The 15481-nt window shown below is 68.2% G+C and carries 14 protein-coding genes; 6 read left to right on the forward strand and 8 right to left on the reverse strand.

What is annotated here, in order from left to right:
- Positions 1-52 precede the first annotated feature (52 nt).
- Entirely contained in the window at positions 53-532 is a 480-nt protein-coding gene (locus KR541_RS10380; protein ID WP_050012915.1) for a glutathione peroxidase, read from the reverse strand.
- 136 nt (positions 533-668) lie between these two features.
- Here KR541_RS10380 and KR541_RS10385 point away from each other — a divergent pair, with 136 nt between their 5' ends.
- On the forward strand, positions 669-2600 hold the full coding sequence (locus KR541_RS10385; protein ID WP_050012916.1) for an ATP-binding cassette domain-containing protein: 1932 nt from the start codon (positions 669-671) through the stop codon (positions 2598-2600).
- Positions 2601-2812: 212 nt separating this feature from the next.
- On the opposite strand, the gene KR541_RS10390 is transcribed toward KR541_RS10385, so the two are convergent.
- From KR541_RS10390 to alr, 3 genes are all read right to left on the reverse strand, one after another.
- Entirely contained in the window at positions 2813-3079 is a 267-nt protein-coding gene (locus KR541_RS10390; RefSeq protein WP_050012917.1) for a DUF2866 domain-containing protein, read from the reverse strand.
- A gap of 148 nt (positions 3080-3227) precedes the next feature.
- Positions 3228-4604 (reverse strand): DNA repair protein RadA, encoded by a 1377-nt coding sequence (gene radA, locus KR541_RS10395; RefSeq protein ID WP_050012918.1) that lies wholly within the window; start codon positions 4602-4604, stop codon positions 3228-3230.
- Positions 4605-4615: 11 nt separating this feature from the next.
- Positions 4616-5686 (reverse strand): alanine racemase, encoded by a 1071-nt coding sequence (gene alr, locus KR541_RS10400; protein ID WP_050012919.1) that lies wholly within the window; start codon positions 5684-5686, stop codon positions 4616-4618.
- 218 nt (positions 5687-5904) lie between these two features.
- On the opposite strand from alr, the gene lplT reads away from it, so the two are divergent.
- On the forward strand, positions 5905-7212 hold the full coding sequence (gene lplT / locus KR541_RS10405) for a lysophospholipid transporter LplT (RefSeq protein ID WP_050012920.1): 1308 nt from the start codon (positions 5905-5907) through the stop codon (positions 7210-7212).
- Between the two features lie 58 nt (positions 7213-7270).
- A complete protein-coding gene (thiD, locus tag KR541_RS10410) occupies positions 7271-8080 on the forward strand; it encodes a bifunctional hydroxymethylpyrimidine kinase/phosphomethylpyrimidine kinase (protein ID WP_050012921.1) in 810 nt (269 codons plus the stop codon).
- Between the two features lie 18 nt (positions 8081-8098).
- Here thiD and KR541_RS10415 read toward each other — a convergent pair whose 3' ends face one another.
- From KR541_RS10415 to tsaB, 4 genes are read right to left on the reverse strand one after another with little or no spacing between them, the layout of a single operon-like run.
- Positions 8099-9064 (reverse strand): DUF1853 family protein, encoded by a 966-nt coding sequence (locus KR541_RS10415; RefSeq protein ID WP_050012922.1) that lies wholly within the window; start codon positions 9062-9064, stop codon positions 8099-8101.
- A complete protein-coding gene (locus KR541_RS10420; RefSeq protein WP_050012923.1) occupies positions 9061-10092 on the reverse strand; it encodes a uracil-DNA glycosylase in 1032 nt (343 codons plus the stop codon). The genes KR541_RS10415 and KR541_RS10420 overlap by 4 nt, the downstream gene beginning before the upstream one ends.
- Positions 10079-10579: a ribosomal protein S18-alanine N-acetyltransferase gene (gene rimI, locus KR541_RS10425; RefSeq protein WP_050012924.1), complete on the reverse strand. Its 501-nt coding sequence runs from the start codon at positions 10577-10579 to the stop codon at positions 10079-10081. The genes KR541_RS10420 and rimI overlap by 14 nt, the downstream gene beginning before the upstream one ends.
- Positions 10576-11343, reverse strand: a complete 768-nt coding sequence (gene tsaB / locus KR541_RS10430; RefSeq protein WP_050012925.1) for a tRNA (adenosine(37)-N6)-threonylcarbamoyltransferase complex dimerization subunit type 1 TsaB — start codon at positions 11341-11343, stop codon at positions 10576-10578. The genes rimI and tsaB overlap by 4 nt, the downstream gene beginning before the upstream one ends.
- A 147-nt stretch (positions 11344-11490) precedes the next feature.
- Here tsaB and KR541_RS10435 point away from each other — a divergent pair, with 147 nt between their 5' ends.
- From KR541_RS10435 to aceA, 3 genes are all read left to right on the forward strand, one after another.
- Positions 11491-11760: an acyl-CoA-binding protein gene (locus KR541_RS10435; RefSeq protein ID WP_050012926.1), complete on the forward strand. Its 270-nt coding sequence runs from the start codon at positions 11491-11493 to the stop codon at positions 11758-11760.
- 356 nt (positions 11761-12116) lie between these two features.
- Positions 12117-13673, forward strand: coding sequence for a DEAD/DEAH box helicase (locus KR541_RS10440; RefSeq protein ID WP_050012927.1), 1557 nt, complete (start codon positions 12117-12119; stop codon positions 13671-13673).
- Positions 13674-14067: 394 nt separating this feature from the next.
- Positions 14068-15375: an isocitrate lyase gene (gene aceA / locus KR541_RS10445; RefSeq protein WP_050012928.1), complete on the forward strand. Its 1308-nt coding sequence runs from the start codon at positions 14068-14070 to the stop codon at positions 15373-15375.
- Positions 15376-15481 lie beyond the last annotated feature (106 nt).

Genomic DNA, 15481 nt, shown 5'->3' on the forward strand with positions numbered 1-15481 from the left:
ACCGCCGCCCCCGCACGATCCGCACCGGCGCCGCGCACGCGGCGCTGCGCCGTCACAGCAGCTTGTCGATGTCCGCGGCGATTTCGTCGGGCTTGGTGGACGGCGCGTAGCGCTTGACGATGCGCCCTTCGCGATCGATCAGGAATTTCGTGAAATTCCACTTGATCGCCTTGAGGCCGAGAATGCCGGGCGCCTCGTCGGTCAGGTAGCGATACAGCGGATGCGCGTGGTCGCCCTTCACGTCGATCTTCGCGAACATCGGGAACGTGACGCCGTAGTTGCGTTCGCAGAACGCACCGATCTGCTCGGCGTCGCCCGGCTCCTGCTTGCCGAACTGGTTGCACGGGAAGCCGAGTACGAAGAAGCCGCGCGCCGCGTACTGGTCGTACAGCTTCTGCAGCCCCGCGTATTGCGGCGTGAAGCCGCACTCGCTCGCGGTATTGACGATCAGCAGCACCTTGCCGCGATACGCGTCGAGCGACACCGGCGCACCGGCCAGCGTCTCCGCGTTGAACGAATACAGGGTGGACATCGGGCACTCCTTTTACGAAACCGGATCGACGTGGAGTCTAGGCGAAATCGCGCCGTTGCGGCATCCGCCGAACGGCCGATGCCCGGCGCGACCGGCGCGCGGTCTAGAATAGCGGTTTTGGCCAGTCATTTCCGCCGTGATCCGTTTCAATCAGTTCAGCCTTGCGCGCGGCACCAAGCCGCTGTTCGAGTCGACCTCGTTCGTGCTCAATCCCGGCGAGAAAGCCGGCCTGATCGGCGCGAACGGCGCCGGCAAGTCGACGCTGTTTTCCGTCCTGCGCGGCGAGCTGCATTCCGACGGAGGCGATTTCTCGATGCCGCCGTCGTGGCGGATCGCCCACGTGTCGCAGGAAACGCCCGCGGTCGATCGTTCCGCGCTCGACTACACGCTCGACGGCGATACCGCGCTGCGCGAGATCGAGGCCCGCATCGCCGCCGCGTCGGCCGCGCATGACGGCGCCGCCGAAGGCGACGCGCACGCGGCGTTCGCCGACGCCGACGGCTACACCGCGCCGGCCCGCGCCGAAGCGCTGCTGCTCGGCCTCGGCTTCACGCTCGCGCAAACGCGCGAATCCGTCGCGAGCTTCTCCGGCGGCTGGCGCATGCGCCTGAACCTCGCGCAGGCGCTGATGTGCCGCTCCGACCTGCTGCTGCTCGACGAACCGACGAACCACCTCGACCTCGACGCGATCGTGTGGCTCGAAGACTGGCTGCACCGCTACCCCGGCACGCTCGTCGTGATTTCGCACGACCGCGAATTCCTCGATTCGATCTGCAACGTCACGCTGCATCTGGAAAACCGCCAGGTGAAGCGCTACGGCGGCAACTACTCGCAGTTCGAAGTGCTGCGCGCACAGCAACTGGCGCTGCAGCAAAGCGCGTACGAAAAGCAGCAGAAGACGATCGAGCACCTGCAGAGCTTCGTCGACCGCTTCAAGGCCAAGGCGACCAAGGCCAAGCAGGCGCAAAGCCGGATGAAGGCGCTCGAGAAGATGGAGCTGATCGCGCCCGCGCACATCGCGTCGCCGTTCACGTTCGAATTCCGCACGCCCGATGCCGCGCCGAACCCGATGATGGTGATGGAAGACGTCCGCTGCGGCTACCATGCCGACGACGGAACGGATATCCCGATCGTCGAGCGCGTCGCGCTGTCGATCCAGAACGGCCAGCGCATCGGCCTGCTCGGCGCGAACGGCCAGGGCAAGTCGACGCTGATCAAGACGCTGGCCGGCACGCTCGCGCCGCTGTCCGGGCATGTCCGCGACGGCAAGGGGCTGACGATCGGTTATTTCGCGCAGCACCAGCTCGAAACGCTGCGCGAAGACGATTCGCCGCTCGCGCATCTGGCGCGGCTCGCGCCCGACACGCGCGAGCAGGAATTGCGCGACTTCCTCGGCGGCTTCAATTTCTCGGGCGACATGGCGACCAGCCCGGTCGGGCCGTTCTCGGGCGGCGAAAAAGCGCGCCTCGCGCTGGCGCTGATCATCTGGCAGAAGCCGAACCTGCTGCTGCTCGACGAACCGACGAACCACCTCGACCTCGAAACGCGCCACGCGCTGACGATGGCGCTCGCGCAGTTCGAAGGCACGCTGATCCTCGTGTCGCACGATCGTCACCTGCTGCGCGCGACGACTGACCAGTTCATGCTGGTCGCGAAGCACCGGCTGCAGCCGTTCGACGGCGACCTCGACGACTACCGCGACTGGCTGCTGCAGCATGCGGCCGAGCAACGCGCGGTCGCGAAGGCCGACAGCGCGGCCGCCGCAGGCGCCGATCCGGGCGTCAACCGCAAGGACCAGAAGCGCCAGGCGGCCGAGGAACGCCAGCGGCTGTCGCAGCTGAAGAAACCGCTGCAGAACCGCATCACGAAGCTCGAAAAGGAAATGGAAGCACTGCACGCGGAGAAGGCGCGCCTCGACGCGTTCGTCGCCGATCCGGCGAGCTACGAAGCCGCGCGCAAGACGGAACTGACCGACGCGATCCGCACGCTCGGTGAAGTCACGACCCGGCTCGAGACGGTCGAGGCCGACTGGCTCGCCGTGCAGGAAGAACTCGAGCAGATCGGCTGAACGCGGCCATCGGCGCCGGCAGGCGACGAGCGTGTCGGCGGCGGCATAGCGCGGCGGGGCGCCGGGGCGTCGACACCCCATGAATCCGCCGGGCCGCGCCCCGGGCCGGCCCGGAAACGACAAGGCCGGGCGCCCTGGCCCGGCCTCGTTGTCATTGCTGCGTTCGACGCGGTTGCGTCGGCTGGCGCCCGTATGCCCGCCGCACCATCCGCTCAGCGGCGCGGCAGCGTATCGCGCGGCATCTGCTCGTCGTCGTCCATCAGGTACCGGCGCCCTTCGGTTGGCCGGCGGATCGCCGCGGCGACTTCCGCTTCCGTCACATCCTCGGACACGACCTTGCGCGCCAGACGCCCTTCTTCGTCGATCCACTCGACGATCCGGCATCCGCCGCCCCACGGCTGGCGAATCGGCTCCGACACGCGGCAGCCGCGCAGGTTGTAAAGGCGTCCGCCAGGCGCTTCCCCATAGGATTTCAACATAGGTTCCCTTCGCATTGCGCGGTTCGACAATCCGGCAAAGGATAGGGAAAAGCGATGTCCGGCGGGTTACAGCAGCCTACATATTCTTTACAGCGAATTACGCGACAGATCGCCCGGCGACGCACGAGCCGTGCGCGCGCCGGGCCGCTCATTCAAGATCGCGCACGCGGTCGATCGCCTGCTCGAGCCGCTCGACGGCCATCACGTTGAGCCCTTCGATCGGCTGTTTCGGCGCATTCGCCTTCGGGATCAGCGCGGACGTGAAGCCGAGCTTCGCCGCCTCGCGCAGCCGTTCCTGCCCGCGCGGGGACGGCCGGATCTCGCCGGCCAGCCCCACCTCGCCGAACACGATCAGCCCTTTCGGCAGCGCCTTGTTGCGCATCGACGAGTGAATGGCGAGCAGCACCGCGAGGTCGGCAGCCGGCTCGGTGATCTTCACGCCGCCCACCGCGTTCAGGAACACGTCCTGATCGAAGGCCGCGATGCCCGCGTGGCGGTGCAGCACCGCAAGCAGCATCGCGAGCCGGTTCTGCTCGAGGCCGACCGCGAGCCGGCGCGGGTTCGGCACGTGCGCCGTATCGACGAGCGCCTGGATTTCGACGAGCAGCGGGCGCGTGCCCTCCTGCGTGACGAGCACGCACGAACCGGGCACGACCTGCTCGTGCTGCGACAGGAACAGCGCGGACGGGTTGGCCACGCCGCGCAGCCCGCGCTCGGTCATCGCGAACACGCCGAGTTCGTTGACCGCGCCGAAGCGGTTCTTGAACGCGCGCACGAGCCGGAACGACGAATGCGTGTCGCCCTCGAAGTACAGCACCGTGTCGACGATGTGCTCGAGCACGCGCGGGCCGGCGAGGTTACCCTCCTTCGTCACGTGCCCGACCATGATGATCGCGGTGCCCGACTGTTTCGCGATGCGCGTGAGCTGCGCCGCGCACTCGCGCACCTGCGCGACCGAGCCCGGCGCCGACGTCAGCGCCTCGGAATAGACGGTCTGGATCGAGTCGATGACGGCCACGTCCGGCCGCTCCGCGTCGATCGCGGCCTGGATCTTCTCGAGCTGGATCTCGGCGAGCAGCTTCAGTTCGGCCGCCGGCGCGCCGCCGTCGAGCAGCGCGAGCCGTTGCGCGCGCAACGCGATCTGCGCGGCCGATTCCTCGCCACTGATATAGAGCGCGCGCCGCTCGTTCGCGATATCCGCGAGCGACTGCAGCAGCAGCGTCGACTTGCCGATGCCCGGATCGCCACCGATCAGCACGACGCCGCCGGGCACCAGCCCGCCGCCCAGCACGCGGTCGAATTCGCCGATGCCGGTCGAGAAGCGCGGGACGTCGGCAGCCTCGATGTCGGCGAGACGCTGGACCGGCGCCCGCTTCGCGAGCGACTGGAACCGATGGGCGGCCGGCGACTCGGCGACCGATTCGACGAGCGTGTTCCACGCCTGGCACGACGGGCACTGGCCCTGCCACTTCGGGGTCTGTCCGCCGCACTCGCTGCAGACGTATACGGTTTTCTGTTTGGCCACGCGCGACGCCCTTATTCCGCTCGCACCGGCACGCGGGCCGCGACCGCGCACATCAGCTCGTAGCCGATCGTCCCGCAATGGCGCGCGACGTCGTCGATCGGCAGCGCGTTGCCCCACAGCTCCACGCGCGCGCCGACGCCGGCCTGCGGGCACGGCGTCAGGTCGACGGTGATCATGTCCATCGACACGCGACCGACGATCCGCGTGCGGATGCCGTCGACGATCACCGGCGTGCCTTCCGGCGCCACGCGCGGATAGCCGTCCGCGTAGCCGCACGCGACGACGCCGATCCGCATCTGCGCCTGCGCGGAGAACGTCGAGCCATAGCCGATCGCCTGGCCCTTCGCGATCGTCTGCACCGCGATCAGCTCGGACGAGAGCGTCATCGCGGGCTTCAACCCCGTGTCGGCGATATCGGACGACAGCCCGGACGGCGACGCCCCATACAGCACGATCCCCGGCCGCACCCAGTCGAAGTGCGTGTCCGGATGCCACAGCACGGCCGCCGAATTCGCGAGACTGCGCGCGCCGGCGATGTTTTCCGCGCCGCGCTCGAACGTCGCGAGCTGCTCGGCGACGCCGCGCGCGTTGTCCGCGTCCGAAAAATGGGTCATCAACGTGATCTGGCCGATGCCGGGGCACGCGCGGGCGCGCTCCCACGCGGCACGGTATTTTTCCGGCGTGTAACCGAGCCGGTTCATCCCGCTGTTCATCTTGAGCTGCACGTTGACGGGCTTCGACAGCCGCGCCGTTTCCAGCATCCGCATCTGCTCGTCGTTGTGGACGGTCGTGGTCAGGCTGTAGCGGTCGATCACGTCGATGTCGGTCGAGCGGAAGAAGCCTTCGAGCAGCAGGATCGGGCCGGCCCAGCCGAGCTCGCGCAGCTTCACGGCCTCGTCGAGGTCGAGCAGGCCGAAGCCGTCGGTGCCGCGCAGGCCCGGAAACGCACGGGCGAGACCGTGGCCGTACGCGTTGGCCTTGACGACCGCCCAGACCTTGGACGGGCCGGCAAAGCGGCGGACGACGGAGAGATTGTTCGCGAGAGCGGCGGTGTGGATGGTGGCGGAGATCGGGCGCGGCATGGGAAATTTACGTAAAGACGCTTGCGAATCATCAGCTTACCGCGCCTTTTGAGCACCGAAGCCGACAATTTGCGGAACGATCGGGGAATCTTGCTAGTCCGAATTCGCGTATTTTCATGTTATAAAGCCGTGCGCACAACCCATTTCGAACGGAATAAGCCGATCGCATACCAGGCGGCCTACGCGGCCCTGCCGCAGCGACGAAAGCATCGCATCAGATGAAAAAAGGTTTTTACACCATCATGGCCGCGCAGTTTTTCTCGTCGCTGGCCGACAATGCGCTTCTCATCGCCGCCATCGCCCTGCTGAAAGACCTCCACGCCCCCAACTGGATGACACCGCTGCTGAAGCTGTTCTTCGTGTTGTCGTATGTGGTGTTGGCGGCGTATGTCGGTGCGTTCGCGGATTCGCGTCCGAAGGGCCGCGTGATGTTCATCACCAACTCGATCAAGGTGGTCGGCTGCCTGATCATGCTGTTCGGCGCGCACCCGCTGATCGCGTACGGGATCGTCGGGTTCGGCGCGGCGGCCTACTCGCCCGCCAAATACGGGATTCTCACCGAGCTGCTGCCGGCCGACCGGCTGGTCGCCGCGAACGGCTGGATCGAAGGCACGACCGTCAGCTCGATCATTCTCGGCACCGTGCTCGGCGGCGCGCTGATCAGCCCGCACATCGCGGCGCACGTGATCGCGCACACGCCGGCCTGGATCGGCACGCCCGCCGAAGCCGCGATGGCGATCATCATGGCGATCTACGTGGTCGCCGCGCTGTTCAACCTGCGCATTCCCGACACGGGCGCCCGCTATCCGAAGCAGGAACGCGGCCCGGTCAAGCTGCTCACCGATTTCGCCGACTGCTTCATGGTGCTCTGGCGCGACAAGCTCGGCCAGATCTCGCTCGCGGTCACGACGCTGTTCTGGGGAGCGGGCGCGACGCTGCAGTTCATCGTGCTGAAGTGGGCCGAGGTGTCGCTCAACATGTCGCTGTCCGAAGGCGCGATCCTGCAGGCCGTCGTCGCGGTCGGCGTCGCGGCCGGCGCGATTGCCGCCGCCGCGCGGATTCCGCTGAAGAAGTCGCTGACCGTGCTGCCCGTCGGCATCATCATGGGCATCGCGGTGATGCTGATGGCGTTCTACACGCGCGACCTGTTCCCGTCGCACTGGGCCGTGCATTTCGGCCATCTGCGCCTGCCGTTCTACCTGATCGTCGCGTACATCTTCCTGATCGGCGTCGGCGCGCTGTCCGGCTACTTCGTCGTGCCGATGAACGCGCTGCTGCAGCATCGCGGCCACGTGCTGCTGTCGGCCGGTCATTCGATCGCGGTGCAGAACTTCAACGAGAACCTGTCGGTGCTCGTGATGCTGTGCCTGTATGCGGTGCTCGTGTGGCTCGACGTGCCGGTCGGCGTCGTGATCGTGCTGTTCGGTACGTTCGTCTGCCTGACGATGTGGCTCGTGATGCGCCGCCATCAGGCGAACCAGCGTCAGTTCGACTCGGTCGCGCTGATCGGCGAATCGCGGCACTGACGCTACACTTCCGGTTTTCGTCCGCCGGCGCCGGTCCTCGAACCGGCGCGTTGCCCTCATGACGCACCCGATACCCAACCTCCTGACGATCGCCGGCTCCGATTCGGGCGGCGGCGCAGGTATCCAGGCCGACCTGAAGACGTTTTCCGCGCTCGGCGCGTACGGCGCGAGCGTGATCACCGCGCTGACCGCGCAGAACACGCGCGGCGTGACGGGCGTGCATGCGCCGGACGCCGCGTTCGTGACCGCGCAGCTCGACGCGGTGTTCGACGACGTCCGCATCGATGCGGTCAAGATCGGGATGCTCGCGAACGCGGCGATCGTGCAGGCGGTGGCCGACGCGCTGCGCCGTTACGCGCCGCGCTTCGTCGTGCTCGACACGGTGATGATCTCGAAGAGTTCGCACGCGCTGCTCGCGCCCGATGCCGTCGCCGCGCTGCGCGACACGCTGCTGCCACTCGCGACGGTCGTCACGCCGAATCTCCCCGAAGCGGCCGCGCTGCTGAACGTTGCGCCCGCCACCACCGAAGACGACATGGTCCGGCAAGGTCAGGCGCTGCTGCAGAGGGGCGCGCGCGCCGTGCTGATGAAGGGCGGCCACCTGCCCGACGCATCCGCGAGCCCCGACTGGCTCGTCGAAGCGACCCGCACGGTGCGGCTCGACGGCGCGCGCGTGCCGGTCAGCAACACGCACGGCACCGGCTGCACGCTGGCGTCGGCGATCGCCGCGCTGCTGCCGCAGCAGCCCGATCTGGAAAGCGCGGTGCGGGAAGCCAAGACCTACCTGACCGGCGCGATCGCCGCGAGCGGCCACCTCGACGTCGGTCACGGCGTCGGCCCGGTCCATCACTTTCACCGCTGGTGGTGAGCGGCCGCTGACGCGGCGTCAGCGATCCTGTGCGGCGAACGCCTGCGCGCGCGCCGGCCAGTCGTCGGGCACGACGAACCCGCGCGCCGTCTCGCGCCACGTGCCGTCACTCCCCTTTTCGTGGATGCCGATCAGGTCGGGCGCCTCGCGCGTCGCCAGCACGGGCGGCAGTTCCGGTGCGCTCGCCAGCGGCTCGGGCTCGACACCCGCGCCGGCGGCGACACGTCGCGGCGCCAACCACGCCAGCCGCGGCAATACGCTCCATGCGGCGCCGTCACGCTGCGCAGCCGCCCACGCCGGCCACTGCGCATGCGTCAGCCAGAAACCGCGCGGGTGATCCGGCGCGATTTCGGCGGATACCGGCGGCACCGGCGCGCCGTGCGGATGGAACAGCCAGCCCTTGATGAACATCTGCGCGTCGGACGGTGCACCGTAGCCGAGCCGGGCGAAGCCGTCGTGTTCGCCGAGCCGCAACTGGTGGTCGAGCAGCCGGCTGCGCTTGCGGTCGAACCGGTCGACGAGATTGGGGCCGACGAAGTCGGCGAGCGACGCGCCGTCGCGGACCGGCGCGCACAGATAGCACTTCACCGCGAGTTCCCAGTGCAGGCGTCGACCGTCCGGCGCATCGACGAGAAAGTCGACTTCGCCGAGCGTGCGGCCGTTGCTGCGCAGCGGCAGATTAGCCGCGACGAGCCGCAGCGACGGCCCGTGCGTCAGGAAGTATTCGAGCAGGCATTCGGCATAGCGGCCGAGCCGGGTGGGCCGAAACCCGTCGAGCGCGCGATGCAGCGGCCCGGGCTGCGCATCGAGCGCGGCGAGCCACGCTTCGACGGCCGCTTGGCCCGCCGCATCCGGCCAGGGGCGCGCGAGCGGCGCGCCCGGCACCGCGGTGAGCAGGCTCGGGCTGGCCAGCAGCCAACCCAGATCGCGTACCGCGGCGTCGAGCAGCGTATCGACGAACGCGCACGCCGCGCCGGTCGTCATGACCCGGCCGGGCCGTTCGCGCCGCCGCCTTGCGCACGCTGGAATGTATCGCGTGCGAGGCACAGGTCGGCCCACGCCTTCGACTTGTCCTGCAGGCTGCGCAACAGGTAGGCCGGGTGGTAGGTAACGATCACCGGCACGCCCTCGTACGCATGCACGCGGCCGCGCAGCGATGCGATGCTGGCGTCCGTCTTCAGCAGCGTCTGCGCGGCAAACCGGCCGAGCGCGACGATCAGCTTCGGCTTCACGAGCGCGACCTGGCGCTGCAGATACGGCTCGCAACTCGCGACCTCGTCCGGCTCCGGGTTGCGGTTGCCGGGCGGCCGGCACTTGATCACGTTCGCGATGTACACGTTGTCGCCGCGCTTGAGCGACAGCGACTGCAGCATGTTGTCGAGCAGCTTGCCGGCCTGGCCGACGAACGGCTCGCCCTGCTTGTCCTCGTTCTCGCCCGGCGCTTCGCCGATCAGCATCCAGTCCGCTTCGCGGTCGCCGACGCCGAACACGGTGTTGGTCCGCTTCTCACACAAGCGGCACAGCGTGCAGTCGGCCACGCGCGCGGCCAGCGCATCCCAGTCGAGCGTGGCGACCGGCGTGCCGGCAGGACGCGATTCGGCGAGCGGCGCGGGCGTGGATTCGCCCGGCGGCGCCGCGTCGAACCAGGCGAAATCGTCGTCCGCTGCCGGCGGCGCATCATCCTTCGGCGCCATCGTATCGGGCGATGCCGCCGATGCAGCTTGCGCAGGCGGGCGATCGCCGTCGTCGACACCGTGCGCCGACACCCGCGATTCGCGAGCCGCAGAGGCGCCGGCCGCGCCACGCGCGACGGCCGTCGGCGCATCGTCCTGCACCGGTGCACGCGCTGCCCGCACCGGCCGATCGGCCGCGACGGCGGAACCGTCGTCGGTCGCCGCGGTCTGCGCGACGGCAGGCGCGTCGGCTGCCGCGCCTTCGTCCGCGCGCTGCCCGCGCCGCACCCAGATCTGCGCGAGGCCCAGTTCCTCGAGCGCCGCTTCACCCCACGCCATGTGCGTCCCCCTCGTCCTTGTTCAGCGTCAGACGCATCACGATCGCGTCCTCCCGGCTCCGATGCTTCGCCGGATAGTAATTCTTGCGCCGGCCGATCGTCACGAAGCCGAAGCGCTCGTACAGATGGATCGCGCGCGGATTCGACGGCCGCACTTCGAGCAGCATGCCGTCGAGCCCTTCCGCGCGCGAAATGCGCACCGCCTCGCGCAGCAGCGCGAGGCCCGCGCCCGCGTGCTGCGCGACCGGCGCGACGCACAGGTTCAGCAGATGCATCTCGTCGACCACGGGCATCAGCACGCAATAGCCGACGAGCGAGCCCGTCACGTGCCTCAGGCACACGCCCAGATAGCCGTTGCGCAGCGAATCCTCGAAGTTGCCGCGGCTCCACGGGAATTCGTACGCGACGTGCTCGATTGCGACGACCTCGTCGAGATCGGCGTCCGTCATCGGCGCCAGATAGCGGTCGCTCAGCAGGACACCCGTCATCCCTTCGCTCCGCCCGTCTGCGCGGCCCGTACAGCGAGGCGCTCGGCCGTCGTCTGCGCGACCTTGTCGCGCACGTATTCGGGCGCGGCCTGTTCGGCCGGCACCGCTCGCCCGGCGCGGAACGCGCGCAGCGCGGCATGCGCGACCGCCAGCGCATGCGGCAGCGCATCGCCGTCGATCACGGCCGCCCGCGCGGCGGCCGGCAATTGCGCGCCGAACGCCGCGGCCGCATTGCCGGCGAGCGTAAACGGCGCGTCGGGCACGCCGACGGTCCCCGGTGCGTCGAGCGACGCCGGATGCAGCGTGCGCCAGTCGCCCGCGCCGTCGTCCCATTCGAAATCCGCCCAGTAGGCTTCGTCCATCCGCGCGTCGAGCGCGGCGAGCACGCGGGTCGTGCCGGGCGCGCGCAGCCGCGCGTGCTCGGCGCATGCGAGCAGCGTGCCGATCGGCACGACCGGCAGCCCGGCGCCGAACGCGAGGCCCTGGGTAATGCCCGTCGCGGTACGCAGGCCCGTGAACGAGCCGGGGCCCGCGCCGAACGCGATCGCGTCGCAGTCGGCGAGCGTCAGCCCGGATTCGGCGAAGAGTTCCTGGATCGCCGGCAGCACGCGCGTGCTCGACACGGCGCCCGTCGGTTCGTGACGGACCCAGGTTTGCGGAGTGGAAACGGCGTCATCGGCCGGGGCCGAGCGCAGCAGCGCGACCGAGCAGTATTCGGTCGACGTATCGATGGCGAGGAGCACTGTTTGCGTCATGGCCGACATTGTAATGCGCCGCCCCGCTCCCACGGGCCATCGGGCCCGATCTGTGCGCACGTGCGGCGCCGGCGGCGGTTTGGAAGGATCGCTCGACCCGGCGCGACGGTCCGCTTGTTAAGATCGGCCGATCTGAAACCCTTACGGAGACACCCGATGAGCGAACTCACCGCCCAATTCGACCAGGCCCAGATCGACGTCAAGCAACTGACGGAACGGCCGGGCAATCTGACCCTGCTGCGCCTGTACGCGCTCTTCAAGCAGGCGACCGACGGCGACGCGCACGGCGACAAGCCCGGCTTCACCGATATCGTCGGCAAGTACAAGTACGATGCCTGGGAAGCGCTGAAGGGCACGTCGCCGGACGCGGCGAAGCAGCAGTACGTCGAACTCGTCGAATCGCTGAAAAACGGCACGGCGTCCTGACCAAACCGCCCCCGCCGCAATAGGCAATCAAATCAGTGGCGCAGCGCAGCAAATTTCTTTATAATGCGGCCTGCGTCACCTCCCGCGCTCGGCTCGAAGCCGTTCCGGCCCGACGCCTCGTAGCGTTAAGCTCCAATCCGGTTTAGAACCTGTCCCCTCCTGCTTCGACCCTTGCGGTCGTCAACTAGGCTGGCGGCCCCGCTCCAGAAGCGCGCCGCACCCAAAACAGCTTCTAATGCCTCATCCGCCGACGGTTCGGCGGATTGCACCCGTTTCCCGATTTGCTCGCTGAATCCGACGACTTGGGTATGCGCGATTGGCGCCGACGTTTCACCCACTGTGTTTCAAGGATTGTTATGACTTCGAGCATCAACTCCAGCCCGCTCAACGCGATCGCCGACCAGGCGCTCGGTCTCGACGCCGCCGCCGCACCGGCCGCGGTCGAACCGGCGTCGGACGAGCCGAGCTTCGCGTCGCTCGGGTTGTCGCCGGAGATCGTCTCCGCGCTGCAGGCCGCCGGCTACGTGAAGCCGACGCCGGTCCAGCAGCGCGCGATTCCGGCCGGCATCGCCGGCCGCGACCTGCTGGTGTCGAGCCCGACCGGTTCGGGCAAGACCGCCGCATTCATGCTGCCCGCGATCGAACGTTTCGCACAGCTCCAGAAGACGCAGGCGCAGCAGCCGCGCGCGCCGCGCGACCCGAACCAGGGCGATCGCCGCGCGCGCCGCCCGCAACCCGTCGCGCGCCCGGGCCTGCTCGTGCTGACGCCGACCCGCGAACTGGCGATGCAGGTCACGACGGCCGCCTCGACGTACGGCAAGCACCTGAAGCGCCTGCGCACGGTCAGCATCCTCGGCGGCGTCGCCTACGGCCAGCAGCTGATGCTGCTCGCGAAGAACCCGGAAATCCTGGTTGCGACGCCGGGCCGCCTGCTCGATCACCTCGAGCGCGGCCGTATCGACCTGTCCGAACTGAAGATGCTGGTGCTCGACGAAGCCGACCGCATGCTCGACATGGGCTTCATCGAAGACATCGAAACGATCGTCGCCGCCACGCCGGAATCGCGCCAGACGATGCTGTTCTCGGCCACGCTCGACGGCAAGATCGGTTCGCTGACGGGCCGCCTGCTGAAGGACCCGGAGCGCATCGAGATCCAGCAGCGCCTCGAGTCGCGCACGAACATCGCGCAGACGGTCCACTACGTCGACGACCGCGATCACAAGGATCGCCTGCTCGATCACCTGTTGCGCGACGACGCGCTCGACCAGGCGATCATCTTCACGGCGACCAAGATCGACGCCGACCAGCTCGCCGGCCGTCTCGCCGACGCAGGCTTCGAATCGGCCGCGCTGCACGGCGACCTGCCGCAGGGCGCGCGCAACCGCACGATCCGTGCGCTGCGCGAGCGCCGCGTGCGCGTGCTGGTGGCGACCGACGTCGCGGCACGCGGCATCGACATCCCGGGCATCACGCACGTGTTCAACTACGACCTGCCGAAGTTCGCGGAAGACTACGTGCACCGTATCGGCCGTACCGGCCGCGCGGGCCGTTCGGGCACGGCGGTCAGCCTCGTGCACCACGCCGAGCAAGGCGCGCTCAAGCGCATCGAACGCTTCGTGCGCTCGCCGCTGCCGGTCAACGTGGTCGAAGGTTTCGAGCCGCGCAAGTCGCCCCCGCGTAACGGCGGCACCGGCGGCCGCGGCCGTCCGGGCGGTGGTAACGGCGGTCGTCGTTTCGGCGGCAAGCCGGGCGGCGGTTATGGCGGCAACGGCAATAGCAGCGGCAACGGTCGCAGCTACGGCGGCGGCAATGGCGGTGGCTGGAGCGGCAAGCCGGGCGGCAGCCGTGACGGCGGCCCGCGTCGCGACGGCCAGCGCAGCGGCGCCCCGCGCCGTAGCAATTCGGCATCGTAAGCATCTGGGCGGCCCTGCAGCCGCCCCCGCGGATGGGCACCTCGCCCATTCAACCAACCGGCGCATCCGCGCCGGTTTTTTTTCGCCCCCCGCCAATTTCACGATGCAGGAAATTTTTTTGCGTCGTAAAAAATCATGCTGCACGGCACAACCCGTGCGATTGCGGGATAGGAAAACGCATTTCTTATCTCGAAATGACGAATGCAAATCGTTGATTAAAAACAATTAAAAAATTCCGCACTTCCCGAGCCAGCCCCTGTTTCGCCCCCGCCGATTTGCCTAGACTCTTATACAAGACTTCGCGAACGGGAACGCATCGCTTCCCCGCCTCGCGAACCGCATCGTCACCGCCAGATTCGGCCCGTCACGCATACATCGCATCAAGGAGCTCATCATGTCGCGTCAGCAACAGGCACAGGAACTGCAGCAGCAATGGGAAACCGATCCGCGCTGGAAGGGCATCAAGCGCAGCTACTTGGCCGAGGACGTGGTCCGCCTGCGCGGCTCGATCCCGATCGAGCACACGCTGGCCAAGCGCGGCGCGGAAAAGCTGTGGAGCCTCATCAACAACGAGCCGTTCGTCAACGCCCTCGGCGCGCTGACCGGCAACCAGGCGATGCAGCAGGTGAAGGCCGGCCTGAAGGCCATCTACCTGTCCGGCTGGCAAGTGGCCGGCGACGCGAACGTCGCGGGCGAAATGTACCCGGACCAGTCGCTGTATCCGGCGAACTCGGTGCCGCTCGTCGTCAAGCGCATCAACAACACGCTCACGCGCGCCGACCAGATCCAGTGGTCGGAAGGCAAGAACCCGGGCGACGAAGGCTACGTCGATTTCTTCGCGCCGATCGTCGCCGATGCGGAAGCCGGCTTCGGCGGCGTGCTCAACGCGTTCGAGCTGATGAAGGCGATGATCGAGGCCGGCGCGGCGGGCGTCCACTTCGAGGACCAGCTCGCGTCGGTGAAGAAGTGTGGCCACATGGGCGGCAAGGTGCTCGTGCCGACGCGCGAAGCCGTCGCGAAGCTGTCGGCCGCGCGTCTCGCGGCCGACGTGATGGGCACGCCGACCGTGCTGGTGGCCCGCACCGACGCGGAAGCGGCCGACCTGATCACGTCCGACGTCGACGACAACGACAAGCCGTTCCTGACCGGCGAGCGCACGGTGGAAGGCTTCTTCCGCACGAAGCCGGGCCTCGAGCAGGCGATCTCGCGCGGCCTCGCGTACGCACCGTACGCGGACCTGATCTGGTGCGAAACGGGCAAGCCGGATCTCGAGTACGCGAAGAAGTTCGCGGAAGCGATCCACAAGCAGTTTCCGGGCAAGCTGCTGTCGTACAACTGCTCGCCGTCGTTCAACTGGAAGAAGAACCTCGACGACGCGACGATCGCCAAGTTCCAGAAGGAACTCGGCGCGATGGGCTACAAGTTCCAGTTCATCACGCTGGCCGGCTTCCATGCGCTGAACTACTCGATGTTCAACCTCGCGCACGGCTATGCCCGCACGCAGATGAGCGCGTTCGTCGAACTGCAGCAGGCCGAGTTCGCGGCGGCCGACAAGGGCTTCACGGCCGTCAAGCACCAGCGCGAGGTCGGCACCGGCTACTTCGACGCGGTGACGCAGACGGTCGAACGCGAAGCGTCGACGACCGCGCTGCACGGCTCGACCGAGGACGAACAGTTCTTCGACGGCAAGAAGGTCGCGTAACACGCCAGGCGTTACGCCGATGCCCGCCGCGTCTCGCGACGTCGCGGCATCGGCCACCGGAACAACAATCAGGGAGGAGACGGCAGGCGCGCGAGTCCCATCGCGC

It is taken from the genome of Burkholderia sola (genome assembly GCF_905400185.1).
Lineage (GTDB): Bacteria > Pseudomonadota > Gammaproteobacteria > Burkholderiales > Burkholderiaceae > Burkholderia > Burkholderia sola.